At 59.8% G+C, this 12,904-nt stretch carries 12 protein-coding genes; 3 read left to right on the top strand and 9 right to left on the bottom strand.

Annotated elements, in window-relative coordinates:
* Positions 1–7 precede the first annotated feature (7 nt).
* The 6 genes from CTT34_RS17175 to hemE all read right to left on the bottom strand — a co-directional run bounded on the left by CTT34_RS17175 (position 8) and on the right by hemE (position 6,730).
* Positions 8–1,108 (bottom strand): amino acid ABC transporter permease, encoded by a 1,101-nt coding sequence (locus tag CTT34_RS17175; protein ID WP_159343501.1) that lies wholly within the window; start codon positions 1,106–1,108, stop codon positions 8–10.
* 20 nt (positions 1,109–1,128) lie between these two features.
* A complete protein-coding gene (locus CTT34_RS17170; protein WP_159343500.1) occupies positions 1,129–2,319 on the bottom strand; it encodes an amino acid ABC transporter permease in 1,191 nt (396 codons plus the stop codon).
* An 84-nt stretch (positions 2,320–2,403) separates the two neighbouring features.
* Positions 2,404–3,429, bottom strand: a complete 1,026-nt coding sequence (locus CTT34_RS17165; RefSeq protein ID WP_159343499.1) for an amino acid ABC transporter substrate-binding protein — start codon at positions 3,427–3,429, stop codon at positions 2,404–2,406.
* Between the two features lie 214 nt (positions 3,430–3,643).
* Positions 3,644–4,669, bottom strand: a complete 1,026-nt coding sequence (locus CTT34_RS17160) for an amino acid ABC transporter substrate-binding protein (RefSeq protein ID WP_159343498.1) — start codon at positions 4,667–4,669, stop codon at positions 3,644–3,646.
* Positions 4,670–4,757: 88 nt separating this feature from the next.
* Complete coding sequence (speE, locus tag CTT34_RS17155) at positions 4,758–5,618, bottom strand: polyamine aminopropyltransferase (RefSeq protein WP_159343497.1); 861 nt, start codon at positions 5,616–5,618, stop codon at positions 4,758–4,760.
* Positions 5,615–6,730 carry a uroporphyrinogen decarboxylase gene (hemE, locus tag CTT34_RS17150; RefSeq protein ID WP_159343496.1) on the bottom strand — a complete coding sequence of 372 codons (1,116 nt, stop codon included), beginning with the start codon at positions 6,728–6,730 and terminating at the stop codon, positions 5,615–5,617. The genes speE and hemE overlap by 4 nt, the downstream gene beginning before the upstream one ends.
* Before the next feature lie 221 nt (positions 6,731–6,951).
* Between hemE and ribA the strand changes: the two genes are divergently transcribed.
* The 3 genes from ribA to CTT34_RS17135 all read left to right on the top strand — a co-directional run bounded on the left by ribA (position 6,952) and on the right by CTT34_RS17135 (position 9,481).
* A complete protein-coding gene (gene ribA, locus CTT34_RS17145; RefSeq protein WP_159343495.1) occupies positions 6,952–7,587 on the top strand; it encodes a GTP cyclohydrolase II in 636 nt (211 codons plus the stop codon).
* Between the two features lie 164 nt (positions 7,588–7,751).
* Positions 7,752–8,921: a zinc-dependent alcohol dehydrogenase gene (locus CTT34_RS17140; RefSeq protein ID WP_159343494.1), complete on the top strand. Its 1,170-nt coding sequence runs from the start codon at positions 7,752–7,754 to the stop codon at positions 8,919–8,921.
* 20 nt (positions 8,922–8,941) lie between these two features.
* Positions 8,942–9,481 carry a hypothetical protein gene (locus CTT34_RS17135; protein WP_254436419.1) on the top strand — a complete coding sequence of 180 codons (540 nt, stop codon included), beginning with the start codon at positions 8,942–8,944 and terminating at the stop codon, positions 9,479–9,481.
* Here the strand turns inward: CTT34_RS17135 and CTT34_RS17130 are convergent, their stop codons facing one another.
* The 3 genes from CTT34_RS17130 to dxs form a co-directional block, all read right to left on the bottom strand.
* Positions 9,482–10,108 carry a glutathione S-transferase family protein gene (locus CTT34_RS17130; RefSeq protein ID WP_159343493.1) on the bottom strand — a complete coding sequence of 209 codons (627 nt, stop codon included), beginning with the start codon at positions 10,106–10,108 and terminating at the stop codon, positions 9,482–9,484.
* A gap of 63 nt (positions 10,109–10,171) precedes the next feature.
* Positions 10,172–10,933, bottom strand: a complete 762-nt coding sequence (djlA, locus tag CTT34_RS17125) for a co-chaperone DjlA (RefSeq protein WP_159343492.1) — start codon at positions 10,931–10,933, stop codon at positions 10,172–10,174.
* 43 nt (positions 10,934–10,976) lie between these two features.
* Positions 10,977–12,902 (bottom strand): 1-deoxy-D-xylulose-5-phosphate synthase, encoded by a 1,926-nt coding sequence (gene dxs / locus CTT34_RS17120; protein WP_159343491.1) that lies wholly within the window; start codon positions 12,900–12,902, stop codon positions 10,977–10,979.
* Between the last annotated feature and the right edge of the window lie 2 nt (positions 12,903–12,904).

Genomic DNA, 12,904 nt, shown 5'->3' with positions numbered 1-12,904 from the left:
AGCGGCGTTAGCGCTTGTGGCCGGTATGCAGCTTGCGTTCTAGGTACTGGCTGTAGCGCGACATGCTGAAACAGAAAATCCAGAACATGAAGGCAGCGAACACGTAACCTTCCAACGAGAAGCCGAGCCAGCGTGAGTCGGCCAGGGCCGCTTGCACGATCCCTAAAAGGTCGAAAAGCCCGATGATCATGACCAGAGTGGTGTCTTTGAACAGCGAAATGAAGGTGTTCACGATACCTGGGATCATCATCTTCAGCGCCTGGGGAAGAATGATCAGCCCCATGCGCTTCCAGTAGGTCATGCCGAGGGCAGCCGCCGCCTCCTCTTGGCCCTTGGGAATGGCTTGCAACCCACCGCGGATGACCTCGGCCATGTAGGCGCTTTGGAACAGCGTCAAACCGATCAGCGCCCGCACCAGGCGGTCTACGTTCATCTCGGAAGGCAGGAACAGCGGCAGCATTACCGAGGCCATGAACAGCACGGTGATCAGCGGCACTCCTCGCCAGAACTCGATAAACACCACGCAGAAACTTTTGACGATCGGCATGTTGGAGCGTCGCCCCAAGGCCAGCACAATACCGATCGGCAGCGCGCCCACCATGCCCACCGTGGCCAGCAGCAGTGTCAGCATCAGGCCACCCCAGCGGTGCGTCGGCACCTGGGGAAGGTCGAAGTAGCCGCCGTAGAGCAGTATGAACGACAACACCGGGAAAACGACCAGCGCAAAAATGGCCACCCAGCGTTTGAAAGGCAGTTTGGGAATCGCCAGCCAGCCGATTAGGGTAAAGAACATGGCGAACACGATATTGGCGCGCCAGATCTCTTCGCTGGGGTAGAGGCCATAGATGAACTGGGTCAAACGGGCGTTGATAAAGACCCAGCAGGCCCCTTCCCGTGAGCAGTCGTCGCGGGTGGTGCCGACCCAGTCGGCGTTGATGAACGCCCACTGCACGGTGGGTACCACCAGCAGATAGAGAATGTAGAGGCCAATCAACGTGAAGATCGTATTGATCGGGCCGTTGAACAAGTTGGTGCGCAGCCAAGCAATGGCGCCCACGGAGCTGCTGGGCGCCGGTCGCTGCTCGATCATGGTTTGATTATGAATCATGTGTGGCTCCTCGCCTCAGCCTAGCGTTCAACCAGCGCCACACGGGCGTTGAACCAGTTCATGAACATGGACACCAGCAGGCTGATCGTCAGGTAGACCGCCATGGTCATGGCAATGACCTCGATGGCTTGGCCTGTCTGGTTCAGCGTGGTCCCTGCAAACACCGATACGAGGTCCGGATAGCCAATGGCCGTAGCCAGCGACGAGTTTTTGATCAGGTTCAAATATTGGCTGGTGAGCGGGGGAATGATGACTCGTAGCGCCTGAGGAATGACCACCAGGCGCAGCACTAGGTTACGCGGCAGGCTCAGGGCTTGAGCCGCTTCGGTTTGGCCATGAGAAATGGCCTGAATGCCGGAGCGCACGATCTCGGCAATGAACGACGCCGTATAGATCGATAGCGCAAACCATAGCGCCAGGAACTCGGGAATCACCGTGATGCCGCCGCGGAAGTTAAAGCCGCGCAGCTCGGGCATTTCCCAGGTGATAGGCACGCCAGTGACGAACATGACCAGCAGCGGCAGGCCAAAGATCAGCGCAAAGGAGATCCAGTACGCGGGAATGCGCTGCCCCGTGGCCTCCTGACGGCGCTTCGCCCAAATCACCAGCGCGATACTGGCTGAGATGGCGACCACGAAGGTGACAGGAATCAGCCCAAAGCCTGATTCGAACAGCGGCTCAGGCAGGTAAAGCCCGCGCACGTTAAGGAACACGGCTTCGCCAAATGCCAGGCTTTCCCTCGCGCTGGGGAGCGCCCGCAGCACGGCAAAGTACCAAAAGAAGATCTGCAGCAGCAGCGGGATATTACGAAACGTTTCGATATACGCCGCCGCCAGTTTGGCGATCAGCCAGTTGGGCGATAAACGGGCGATACCGACAATGAAGCCAATGAGGGTGGCGGCAATCACGCCTAGCCCGCCCACCAGCAGCGTATTCAATAGGCCAACGAAAAAGGTGCGGCCATAGGTGCTTTGGGAGGAGTAGTCGATCAGACTCTGTACGATCCCAAAGCCGGCGGTATTACTCAGGAAGCCAAAGCCTGTGGTGATACCCCGAGAGGAAAGGTTGTCTTGCACGTTGCCGACGATATAGAACAGAAAGGCGATGACAGCGGCAATCAGCAGACATTGGAAGATGAGCGCACGTTTGGCGCGGTCTCGCCAGAACGGTGGCTTTTGGCCAACGGGGCGAGCGTTAGGTCTTACGGACATGGGTGGCGTCTCCGCGATACGGAAGGTCAATCAAATGGCCCGCCAGGACCCAAAGGGGTGGCGGGCCGGGGTCAAGCGAGACGCTTAGCGAATCGGCGGTGCGTACTGGAAGCCGCCTTGGTTCCACAGGGCGTTGACACCACGTTCGATTTCCAGCGGTGAACCCATACCTACGTTGCGCTCGAAGCTTTCACCGTAGTTACCCACTTGGCTCAGGATGTTGTAAGCCCAGTCGGCTTCGAGACCCATGCCTTCACCGTAGTTACCGTCCTGGCCGAGCAGACGCGCCACGTCCGGGTTCTCGGAGCTGAGCATCTCTTCAGCGTTTTCGCTGGTGACGCCGTACTCTTCACCGTTGATCATAGCGAATAGCGACCACTTCACGATGTTGAACCACAGATCGTCACCCTGACGCACGACCGGACCCAGCGGCTCTTTCGAGATGACATCCGGCAGAATCATGGCGCCCGCCGGGTCGTCGAGCTGAATGCGCAGGGCCGCCAGCTGAGAGGTGTCAGACGTCAGAACGTCACAGCGGCCTGCCTGGAAGCCACCGACGGTTTGCTCAGAGGTATCGAAAACGATGGGGTCGAACTCCATTCCGTTGGCACGGAAGTAGTCCGCTAGGTTCAGCTCGGTGGTGGTACCGGATTGGATACAGATCGCTGCGCCATCCAGCTCGGCCGCGCTGGTAATACCGAGGTCGCGAGATACCATGAAGCCCTGGCCGTCGTAGAAGTTAACGCCGGTGAAATTTAGGCCCAGGGTAGTGTCACGGGTAGTGGTCCAGGTGGTGTTACGAGAAAGAATATCCACTTCGCCAGACTGCAGCGCGGTGAAACGCTCGACGGCGTTCAACGAGATGTAGTTGACGGCATCCGCGTCGCCCAGTACCGCAGCGGCGACGGCGCGACAGACGTCAACGTCCAGGCCCTGCCAGTTGCCGTTATCGTCCGGGGCGGAAAAACCTGGTAAGCCGTCGCTCACGCCACACTGAACGGCACCACGCTCGCGGGTATCTTCCAGCGTATCGGCTTGGGCGGTGGCAACGCCCGCAAGAGTGATCGCGCCTGCAGAGGCCAGAAGTACCAGGTGTTTCTTATTGATCATGTTGTGTTCCCCTTCCTCGATTTTAGTGTCGTTATGCATGGTGATGCATCACTAAAAGCTAGCAAGGAAGGTGCCAAAAAAGATATGTCGGCAAATTCAGCGCTTTTCAACGTAAAATCAGCGAATTTAACGAAGGTCTTGGTGCAAAAAAGTGCGCCAGCGGCTACGCATTGCGCCTTTTTGGTGCGCAGCCGCTGGCGAGTGACCGAGCGCGCTAGCGAATGGGCGGCGCGTACTGAATCCCACCATCCTTCCACAGGGCATTCAGACCACGGGCAATGTTGAAATCAGAGTCCGCGCCCACGTTGCGGTCATAGATGTCCGCGTAGTTACCGACCTGTTTGACGATTTGGTAAGCCCAATCTGATTGTAGGCCCATGGCTTCGCCAAAGTCGCCGTCTTGCCCCAGCAGGCGCATCACATCGGAATTTTCTGAGCTTAACTGTTCATCCACATTGGCTTGGCTGACGCCCAGCTCTTCAGCGTTCAGCATGGCAAACAGCGACCACTTCACGATGTTGAACCACTGGTCATCGCCTTGGCGCACGGCGGGGCCTAGCGGCTTTTTGGAGATAATTTCGGGCAATACTACGGCCATATTGGGGTCGGCCAGTTGAATGCGCTGGGCGTAGAGCTGCGAGGCATCCGAGCTCAATACGTCGCAGCGGCCGGCTTCAAACCCAGCAATCGACTGCTCAGGTGAATCAAACACCACCGCATCATAGGTCATGTTGTTAATGCGGAAGTAGTCGGAAAGATTGAGCTCGCTGGTGGTGCCTGACTGGGTGCAAACAGCGGCCCCATCCAGCTCTTTGGCGCTCTGTACGCCGAGGTCGCTGGCCACCATAAACGCCTGGCCGTCGTAATAGCTGACGCCAGTGAAGTTCATCCCCAGCGTGGTGTCGCGGCTGGAGGTCCAGGTGGTGGTGCGGGAGAGTACGTCCACCTCGCCAGACTGCAGCGCGGCAAAGCGTTCCACTGAATCTAACGGCACGAAATTGACCTTGCTAGCATCGCCCAGCGCAGCGGCGGCAATAGCGCGACACACGTCGGTGTCCAGGCCGCGGTATTGGTCATTATCGTCTAACGATGAAAAGCCGGGCTGGGCCGCATTAACACCGCAGCGCACGCTGTCGCGCTCTTGAATGGCCTCAAGGGTATCGGCCATGGCCGTGGCAGGTACCCAGAGGGCCGGGGCTAATAGAGTGATTCCCAATCCTAACCAACGCGTGGTGTTCATTTGTTATTCCTTAACGTCGAGCGCAGCAACACTTGCGCATAAAAAAGGCCGGGCAGAGCCCGGCCTGATGCATGACGTTACCGCGAAGTTATGCGAAGGCTTTACGCATAAAGGGCGGCAGCGCCAGGGCACCACGGTGGGCATCTACTGTGTAGTACTGTAGCGGCATTTCGTGGCTGGCGGCAGCCTCTTCACGGAAGCTTTCAACGTTGGTGCTTTTGCCTGCTAGCGTCACGCTCCACCAGCCGGAAGGGTAGACCGGCTGGGGGAAGGGCAGGGTGGCCACGCTATCAAAGCCAGCTTCGCGCATGTCGTTACGCAGTTCGCGGATAATCGAGCCGCTGTGGTACAGCGGTGACTCACTCTGCTGAACCATGACGCCGCCGCTTTTCAGAATGCGGTGGCAGCGCTTCAAAAAGTCGGTTTTGAACAGGCCTTCGGCAGGGCCTACCGGGTCGGTGGAGTCGATGATCAGCACATCGATGCTTTCGTCGGCGGCGTCATCTACCCATTTCACGCCGTCAGCAAACAGCAGCTCGGCGCGGGGGTCGCCGTTGGCTTCCACCAGCGACGGGAAAAAGCGCTCGGAGGCTTTGGTCACTTCTTCATCGATGTCGATCTGAGTGACTTTTTCAACGCCCGGATGGCGCAGCACTTCTTTCAGCGTGCCGCAGTCGCCGCCGCCAATGATCACCACCCGCTTGGGGTCTGGGTGGGTGAACAGCGCCGGGTGAGCAATCATCTCGTGGTAGAGGAAGTTGTCGCGATCGGTCAGCATCACGCAGCCATCCAGCACCATCAGGTTGCCGTAGGTTTCGGTGGCGTACACTTCCAGGTGCTGGTAAGGGCTCTGCACATCAAGCAGTTTTTCGGTGATTTTCAGCGAGAAAGCGCTGCCGTGGCTATCAAAGACTTCGGTAAACCACTGGTCGTCGCGTAAGTCGCTCATTGCTTGGCTCCTGGGCACTGGTCGTTCGTTTGGGTCGGAATGCCCTGATGGTACTGCGGGCTTAAGTCGTGCAGCGCCTCCATAAAGGCGGTGACGTGGTCGGGATTGGTGAACTGGCTGATGCCGTGGCCCAAGTTGAACACGTGGCCCGGGCCGTGGCCGTAACTCTCCAGCACGCGGGCCACTTCGGCGCGAATGGCGGAGGGGCGAGCAAATAGCACGTTGGGGTCCAGGTTGCCCTGCAGGGCAACTTTATGGCCTACGCGGGCGCGGGCGTCGGAAAGCTCGGTCGACCAATCGATGCCCAGCGCGTCGGCACCGGCGCAGGCGATATGCTCAAGCCATTGGCCGCCGTTTTTGGTGAACAGAATCACCGGCACGCGGCGGCCGTCGTGTTCGCGGATCAGCCCGGAAACGATCTGCTCCATATAGCGCAGCGAGAACTCTAGGTAAGCAGGCGTGGAGAGCGCGCCGCCCCAGGTATCGAAAATCTGTACCGCCTGAGCACCGGCCCGAATCTGCGCGTTCAGGTAGTCAGTGACCGACTGCGCCAGCGTGTCCAGCAGCTGGTGCATGGTGTCCGGCGTGTCGTACAGCATGGTTTTCAGGTGGCGGAAGTCTTTGCTGGAACCGCCTTCGACCATGTATGTCGCCAGCGTCCAGGGGCTGCCGGAGAAGCCGATCAGTGGCATGCGGCCGTTCAGCTCGCGGCGTATGGTCGAGACCGCCCGCATCACGTAGTCCAGGTCGCGTTCGGCGTTTGGCACCGTCAGCGCGGCGACTTCTTCCGGCGTGCGGACGGTTTTTCTGAATTTGGGGCCTTCGCCGGTTTCGAAGTAGAGGCCCAGCCCCATGGCATCGGGGATGGTCAAAATATCCGAAAACAGAATCGCGGCGTCGAGCGGGTAGCGCTCTAGCGGCTGCAGGGTCACTTCGCAAGCCAGGTCATGATTGCGGCACAGGTCCATAAAGCTGCCTGCGTCGGCGCGGCTGGCGCGGTACTCCGGCAGGTAGCGGCCGGCTTGGCGCATCATCCACACCGGAGTGCGGTCAACGGGCTGGCGAGCCAGCGCGCGAAGAAAACGGTCGTTTTGCAAAGGTGTGGTGGTCATAAACACTTGCTCTTGAGAAATTTGCCCGCATTGTAAGGGAGTCATCGTACCTGAAGATAGGAATTGTACGTGAAGATCGCCGGGGGTGGCGGCGCAAGCCGTGGCAAAAATCGTCGCACCCCGCTAAGACCGTGAGGCCAGCGTGGCTTCCTGGTAAACTGTCCGCCCACTTCGCCAACACTGGTGTGGTTAACTGGTTTGGTTAATCAGCGAGGAAACCTGTGACCATTCGCTTCATTGCTGCCTCTCGGCTGCCCACTCCCTGGGCCACATTCACCATGCATGGCTTCGAAGACGACGCCACGGGTAAGGACCATATCGCCTTAACGTTGGGCGATGTGAGCGGCGGCGAGCCGGTGTTAGGGCGCGTGCACTCTGAGTGTTTAACCGGCGATGCGCTATTTTCGATGCGCTGCGACTGCGGCTACCAGTTGCAAGAAGCGCTGAAGCGCATTGCGGAAGAGGGGCGCGGCGTGCTGCTCTATTTACGCCAGGAAGGGCGTGGCATTGGCCTGCTCAATAAAATCCGCGCCTATCATCTGCAAGACCAGGGGGCCGATACCGTAGAAGCCAACGAGCAGCTCGGCTTCGGCGCTGACATGCGCCGCTACGACCTCTGCGTGCCGATGCTCAACCACTTGGGTATTACCGCGCTCAAGCTGATGACCAACAACCCCCGCAAGGTCGATGCGCTGACCCGCGACGGCGTGAACGTCGTCGAGCGGCTGCCCATTACCACCGGTTTAAACCCCCACAACGAGCAGTACCTCTCCACCAAAGCCGGCAAGCTCGGCCACATGATGGCGCTGGATGATTTCACCCAGGCCAGCGATGTGGATATCGAGCGTAAGGGGTAGGTGGGTTACGTCGAAGAACCATTTTTAACTTAAATTTCTCGATAAAGGCGTTAACGTCGCCGAACGCCTGTAAAAAAGCTTTTTCTTAACTTTGGTTGCCGTATGTCTGAGCTATGGTGATACATGGCAGGACGCTATGCGCACCGATGTAAGGAGAAGCAGCCATGAAAGCACTTTGCTGGCACGGCAAGAACGATGTCCGTTACGACACCGTGCCCGACCCCACGATCGAACACCCCCGCGACGCCATTATCAATGTCAGTAGCTGCGCTATTTGCGGCTCTGATCTGCACCTTTACGACCACTATATGCCCGGTATGACCTGTGGCGATGTCCTTGGCCATGAGTTTATGGGCGAAGTGATGGAGGTGGGCAGCGAGACGCACAACCTCAAGGTAGGCGACCGGGTAGTGGTGCCCTTCACCATTTTTTGCGGCGAATGCGAGCAGTGTCAGCGTGGCAACTACTCGGTTTGCGAGCGCTCCAACCGTAATAAATCGCTGGCAGATAAAGTCTTTGGCCATGGCGGCGCCGGGCTGTTTGGCTACTCCCAACTGACGGGCGGCTATGCGGGGGGCCAGGCCGAGTTTGTGCGCGTGCCTTTTGCCGACACCACGCATATTAAAGTGCCCGATACGCTCACCGATGAGCAGGTGCTGTTTCTGGGGGATATTTTCCCCACTGGCTGGCAGGCCGCCGTGCAGTGTGACATTCAACCTACCGATACCGTCGTGATCTGGGGCGCAGGTCCGGTTGGCCAGTTCTGCGTGCGTAGCGCGGTGCTGCTGGGCGCCAAACAGGTCGTGGTGATCGATAACGTACCCGAACGGCTCTCGATGGCCGCAGCAGGTGGCGCGATCACCATTAATTTTGCCCACGAAAGCGTGTTGGGCAGGCTGCAGGAGCTAACCCACGGTAAAGGGCCGGAGAAGTGTATCGATGCAGTGGGGCTCGAAGCCCACGCCACGCGCTCGCTGGACTCGGTGTACGACCGGGTAAAACAGGCCATGTGGCTGGAAACCGATCGTGCCCACGTGCTGCGAGAAATGATCTATGTCTGCCGCCCGGCGGGTATTTTGTCGATTCCTGGGGTGTATGGCGGACTGGTCGATAAAATCCCGATGGGAGCGCTGATGAACAAAGGGCTCACCGTGCGCACCGGGCAAACCCACGTCAACCGCTGGACGGATGATCTGCTGCGGCGCATCGACGAAGGCCAGATCGACCCTTCGTTTGTGATTACGCACTCGGTGGATTTAGCCCAGGGGCCCGAGATGTATCAAACCTTTCGGGATAAACAGGATGGCTGCGTCAAAGTCATTCTGAAGCCGTGATACTGCACAGGGAGGAGAGCATGACAACATCGATGAAGCACCGTTCTCACGCGTCAACACGCTCGATGTCACCAGCGGATAAGTTAGCCAGAGGCTTGGGTTGGCTAAGCTTGGGGATGGGGTTGTATCAGCTAGTGGCCCCGCGTCGGCTGGGCCGAGCGCTGGGGATGCCTCACCGTGCCAACAGCATTCGCGCTTGCGGGGCACGGGAGATTGCCAGCGGTATCGGCGCGCTGTCGGATAACCCGACCAATGCAATCTGGAGTCGAGTTGGCGGAGATGTGCTGGATTTTGCCGCGCTTACCTTTGCGTTAAAGCGCTACCCATCGCACAAAGAGAACCTCTATTTAGCGCTCACCGCGGTGGGTGTGCTGGCGGTAGTGGATGTTAGCTGTGCCAAAGCGTTGAGTCAGCGCCATGCCTACCAGGGCGGCGCCACGCCCGATTACCGCCAGCGCAGCGGCTTCCCTAACGGGCTAGAAAGCGCCTGGGGAGCCGCTCGTACCGAAGGTAGCAACGCTTCAGGGCCGCCCCAACGCCCTTCGCCTAACGCGGTGTAATCAGGTGGCTTGCGCCGCCGCCTGCTCTTTTTCGGCGGCACGGGCAAGCGCTGGGCGGTTCGCGTGACGGGCGCGGTAAGCCACCAGGGGCTCCGGCAGGCGATGTTTCATGCTGGCCGCCCAGGTTAGCGTATGGGTGAGGAACAGATCCGCGAGGGTGAAGGTGTCGCCTACCAGGGTTTCCTGGCCGCGATAGCGGCGCTCCAGTGCGAGCAGCGCCCGCTGGAATTCCCAAGCGGCGGTGGGGAGTACCGACGGCACGCGTTTGTCTTGAGGCAGGGCGAATTTGTGCTTGGCCTGTAGCCACAGCGGCTGCTCGATCTCGGTGACGATGAAGCTGAGCCACTGGTCGACCTGGGCGCGCTCGGCCACGCTTTGTGGCAGCAGGCTGCCATCGCCATACTGCTCGGCGAGATAGCGGCAGATAGGCGCAGACTCGAACAGCATGAGTTCGCCATCTTCCAGCACCGGCACTTTGCCATCCGGGTGGCGAGCAAGATGCTCGGTACTTTGCCCCTCGCCTTTATCCAGCGCCACGTGGTGGCACTGGTACTCTAGGCCCAGCTCTTCAAGCGTCCAAGCAGCGCGTAGCGAGCGGGAATTGGGAAAGCTGTATAGCGTGATCATTCGGCGGCTCCAGGCAGTACCGTGAAGCTTTCACTGTAGCACTCCCTGGAAGCCTGTCACGGGCTACTGGCCGCGTGCTGCCCTGATACGCTCGTAGGCGTTGCCGATTTCGCTGGTACGGGCTTGGGCCACCTCTCGCATGCTCTCAGGTAGCCCTTTACCGGCCAGTTTGTCCGGGTGGTTTTGGCTCATCAGGCGGCGGTAGGCTTTTTTGATCTCAGCATCGCTGGCATCTTCCGATACCCCTAGCACGCGGTAAGCGTCTTTCAACGCCTCTTCGCTGGCCCCTTGGGAGTTCGCGGCAGCGCCGTGGAGCATTGCTTCGATTTGCTGAACTTCGGCATCGCTGCAGCCAACGCCGCGAGCAACGCGCAGAATCATCTCGTGCTCGGCAGGGTGCAGCACGCCATCGGCGGCAATCGCGCTCAACTGAACCTGTAAAAAGACTTGGCGCAGTACCGGCTGGCGCTGGGTGAGGCGGTTGACCTTGGCCAGTTCGGCTTCCAGGTCGAAGTCATCGGCGCGGCCACGCTCGAAGGCAGCGCGCGCCTTGGCGCGGTGCTCGCCCTGCAGGCGCATTTGATCGAAGAGCTTTTCGGCAACGCCAAGCTCGCCCTCGGTGACCTTGCCGTCGGCCTGGCAGAGGCAGCCCATGACCGAGAAGATCGACTCCAAAAAGCCTTCTTGAATTTGAACGCGGGCAGCGTTCAAGCGACGGCTGATGCGCCGACCCAGCCACCAGCCAAGGCCGCCACCTACGAGTAAGCCAATGGGGCCACCAACGGCAAGGCCAATCAAACCAAACACAATAATTAGAAATAACATAAACGTCTCAATAGGTTAAAAACGCGTGGGCCACACGCAAAGGTTATGGCAGCCGGGCACGAATGGCGCGCTCGATCCCTTCAGCGTCCAGGCCGCAGTCGCGCAATAGCTCGGCGGGGGTGCCGTGTTCCACAAAGGCGTCCGGCAGGCCTAAGTTCAGCACTTCCACCTGAACGCCTTCCGCGTTGAGCAGCTCGTTCACCGCGCTACCCGCGCCGCCCGCAATGACGTTCTCTTCCAGGGTGACCAGCAGTTCATGCTCGTCTGCCGCGTGGAGCACAGCATCGCGGTCCAGTGGTTTCACCGAACGCATGTTGATGTGGGTGGCGTTGAGCTTTTCCGCCACTTCGGCGGCGGCGCTATTGACGCTACCAAACGCCAGCAGGGCAATGCGCACACCGTCGCTGGTGCTCTCGCGGCGCACCTGGGCTTCGCCGATGGTCAGCGGCTCTAGGTGCTCAGGAATCACCGCGCCGGGGCCGGTGCCACGCGGGTAGCGCACTGCAGCCGGGCCAGGATGATGGTAGGCGGCGCTGAGCATGGCGCGGCATTCGGCTTCATCCGACGGGGCGAGAATCACCATGCCCGGCACACAGCGCAGGAACGAAAGATCCATGCTGCCGTGGTGGGTGGGACCGTCTTCGCCCACTAGGCCTGCCCGGTCGATGGCGAAGGTGACATCTAACTCCTGTACCGCCACGTCATGAATCAACTGGTCGTAGCCGCGCTGGAGGAAAGTGGAGTAGATCGCCACCACTGGCTTCATGCCTTCGCAGGCCATACCGGCGGCCAGGGTGACCGCGTGCTGCTCGGCGATGGCGACGTCGAAGTAGCGCTCGGGATAGGTTTGCGAGAAGCGAATCAGATCCGAGCCTTCCCCCATGGCGGGGGTAATGCCCATGAGGCGTGAGTCGGCGGCGGCCATGTCGCATAGCCAGTCGCCAAACACGTTGCAGTATTTTTTCTTCGCAGCGCTTTTGGGGGCCGCTGCTTGCTTCACCAGCGGAGCGCTGACGGTCGTGGTGGTTTTTTCCAGCTTAGTAATCGCGTGATAGCCAATCTGGTCGGCTTCGGCGGGTAGGAAGCCTTTCCCTTTGACCGTTTTGATATGCAGGAACTGCGGGCCTTTCTGGTCGCGCAGGTTACGCAGCGTTTGGGTCAGCGCCTCGAGGTCGTGGCCGTCGATGGGGCCAACGTAGTGAAAGCCCATCTCCTCGAACAGCGTGGCGGGGCTGACCATGCCCTTCATGTGCTCTTCGGTACGTTTGGCAAGCTCCAGGGCGCCGGGCAGGTGGGATAGCACCTTTTTACCCTCTTCGCGCATTTTGAGGTAGGGCTTGCTGGAGAGCACCCGGGCGAGGTACGTGGCAATTCCGCCGACGTTTTCTGAGATCGACATTTCGTTGTCGTTCAGTATCACCAGCATGTTGGCGTTGACGTGGCCGGCGTGGGCCAAGGCTTCGAACGCCATCCCTGCGGTGAGCGCGCCGTCGCCAATGATGGCGCAGACCTTGCGCGGGTCGTTCTGCGCCTGAGCGGCGAGGGCCATGCCCAGGGCGGCAGAAATCGAGGTGCTGGAGTGGCCCACGCCAAAGGTGTCGTATTCGGACTCAGCCCGGCGGGGAAATGCCGCCAAACCGCCGTGCTGGCGAATGCCGAGCATGGCATCGCGACGGCCGGTGAGGATTTTATGTGGGTAGGCTTGATGGCCCACGTCCCACACCAAGCGGTCTTTCGGCGTGTGGAAGGCGTGGTGTAGTGCGACGCTGAGCTCGACAACGCCCAAGCCTGCGCCAAAGTGGCCGCCAGTGACGCCCACGCTGTAGAGCAAGTAGGCGCGCAGTTCATCGGCCAACTGGGCCAACTGGCTGGTGTTCATCGCCCGCAGCGCGGCGGGGTGATCAAAAGAGTCTAGTAGCGGCGTCGCCGGGCGCTCGCGGGGTATCTCGTCGAACAGCTTCATAGGCATCG

The sequence above is a fragment of the Halomonas meridiana genome (assembly GCF_009846525.1).
GTDB lineage: Bacteria > Pseudomonadota > Gammaproteobacteria > Pseudomonadales > Halomonadaceae > Vreelandella.
Note: the sequence above shows the minus strand (reverse complement) of the source record. Positions and strands in the feature narration are given on the sequence as shown.

Excerpts from the sequence above, each read along its gene's own strand:
- djlA (WP_159343492.1), bottom strand. The coding sequence starts at position 10,933 with ATGTTATTTCTAATTATTGTGTTTGGTTTGATTGGCCTTGCCGTTGGT.
- CTT34_RS17175 (WP_159343501.1), bottom strand. The coding sequence starts at position 1,108 with ATGATTCATAATCAAACCATGATCGAGCAGCGACCGGCGCCCAGCAGC.
- CTT34_RS17135 (WP_254436419.1), top strand. The coding sequence starts at position 8,942 with ATGACAACATCGATGAAGCACCGTTCTCACGCGTCAACACGCTCGATG.
- speE (WP_159343497.1), bottom strand. The coding sequence starts at position 5,618 with ATGAGCGACTTACGCGACGACCAGTGGTTTACCGAAGTCTTTGATAGC.
- CTT34_RS17170 (WP_159343500.1), bottom strand. The coding sequence starts at position 2,319 with ATGTCCGTAAGACCTAACGCTCGCCCCGTTGGCCAAAAGCCACCGTTC.
- dxs (WP_159343491.1), bottom strand. The coding sequence starts at position 12,902 with ATGCCTATGAAGCTGTTCGACGAGATACCCCGCGAGCGCCCGGCGACG.
- hemE (WP_159343496.1), bottom strand. The coding sequence starts at position 6,730 with ATGACCACCACACCTTTGCAAAACGACCGTTTTCTTCGCGCGCTGGCT.
- CTT34_RS17140 (WP_159343494.1), top strand. The coding sequence starts at position 7,752 with ATGAAAGCACTTTGCTGGCACGGCAAGAACGATGTCCGTTACGACACC.
- CTT34_RS17165 (WP_159343499.1), bottom strand. The coding sequence starts at position 3,429 with ATGATCAATAAGAAACACCTGGTACTTCTGGCCTCTGCAGGCGCGATC.
- CTT34_RS17130 (WP_159343493.1), bottom strand. The coding sequence starts at position 10,108 with ATGATCACGCTATACAGCTTTCCCAATTCCCGCTCGCTACGCGCTGCT.
- CTT34_RS17160 (WP_159343498.1), bottom strand. The coding sequence starts at position 4,669 with ATGAACACCACGCGTTGGTTAGGATTGGGAATCACTCTATTAGCCCCG.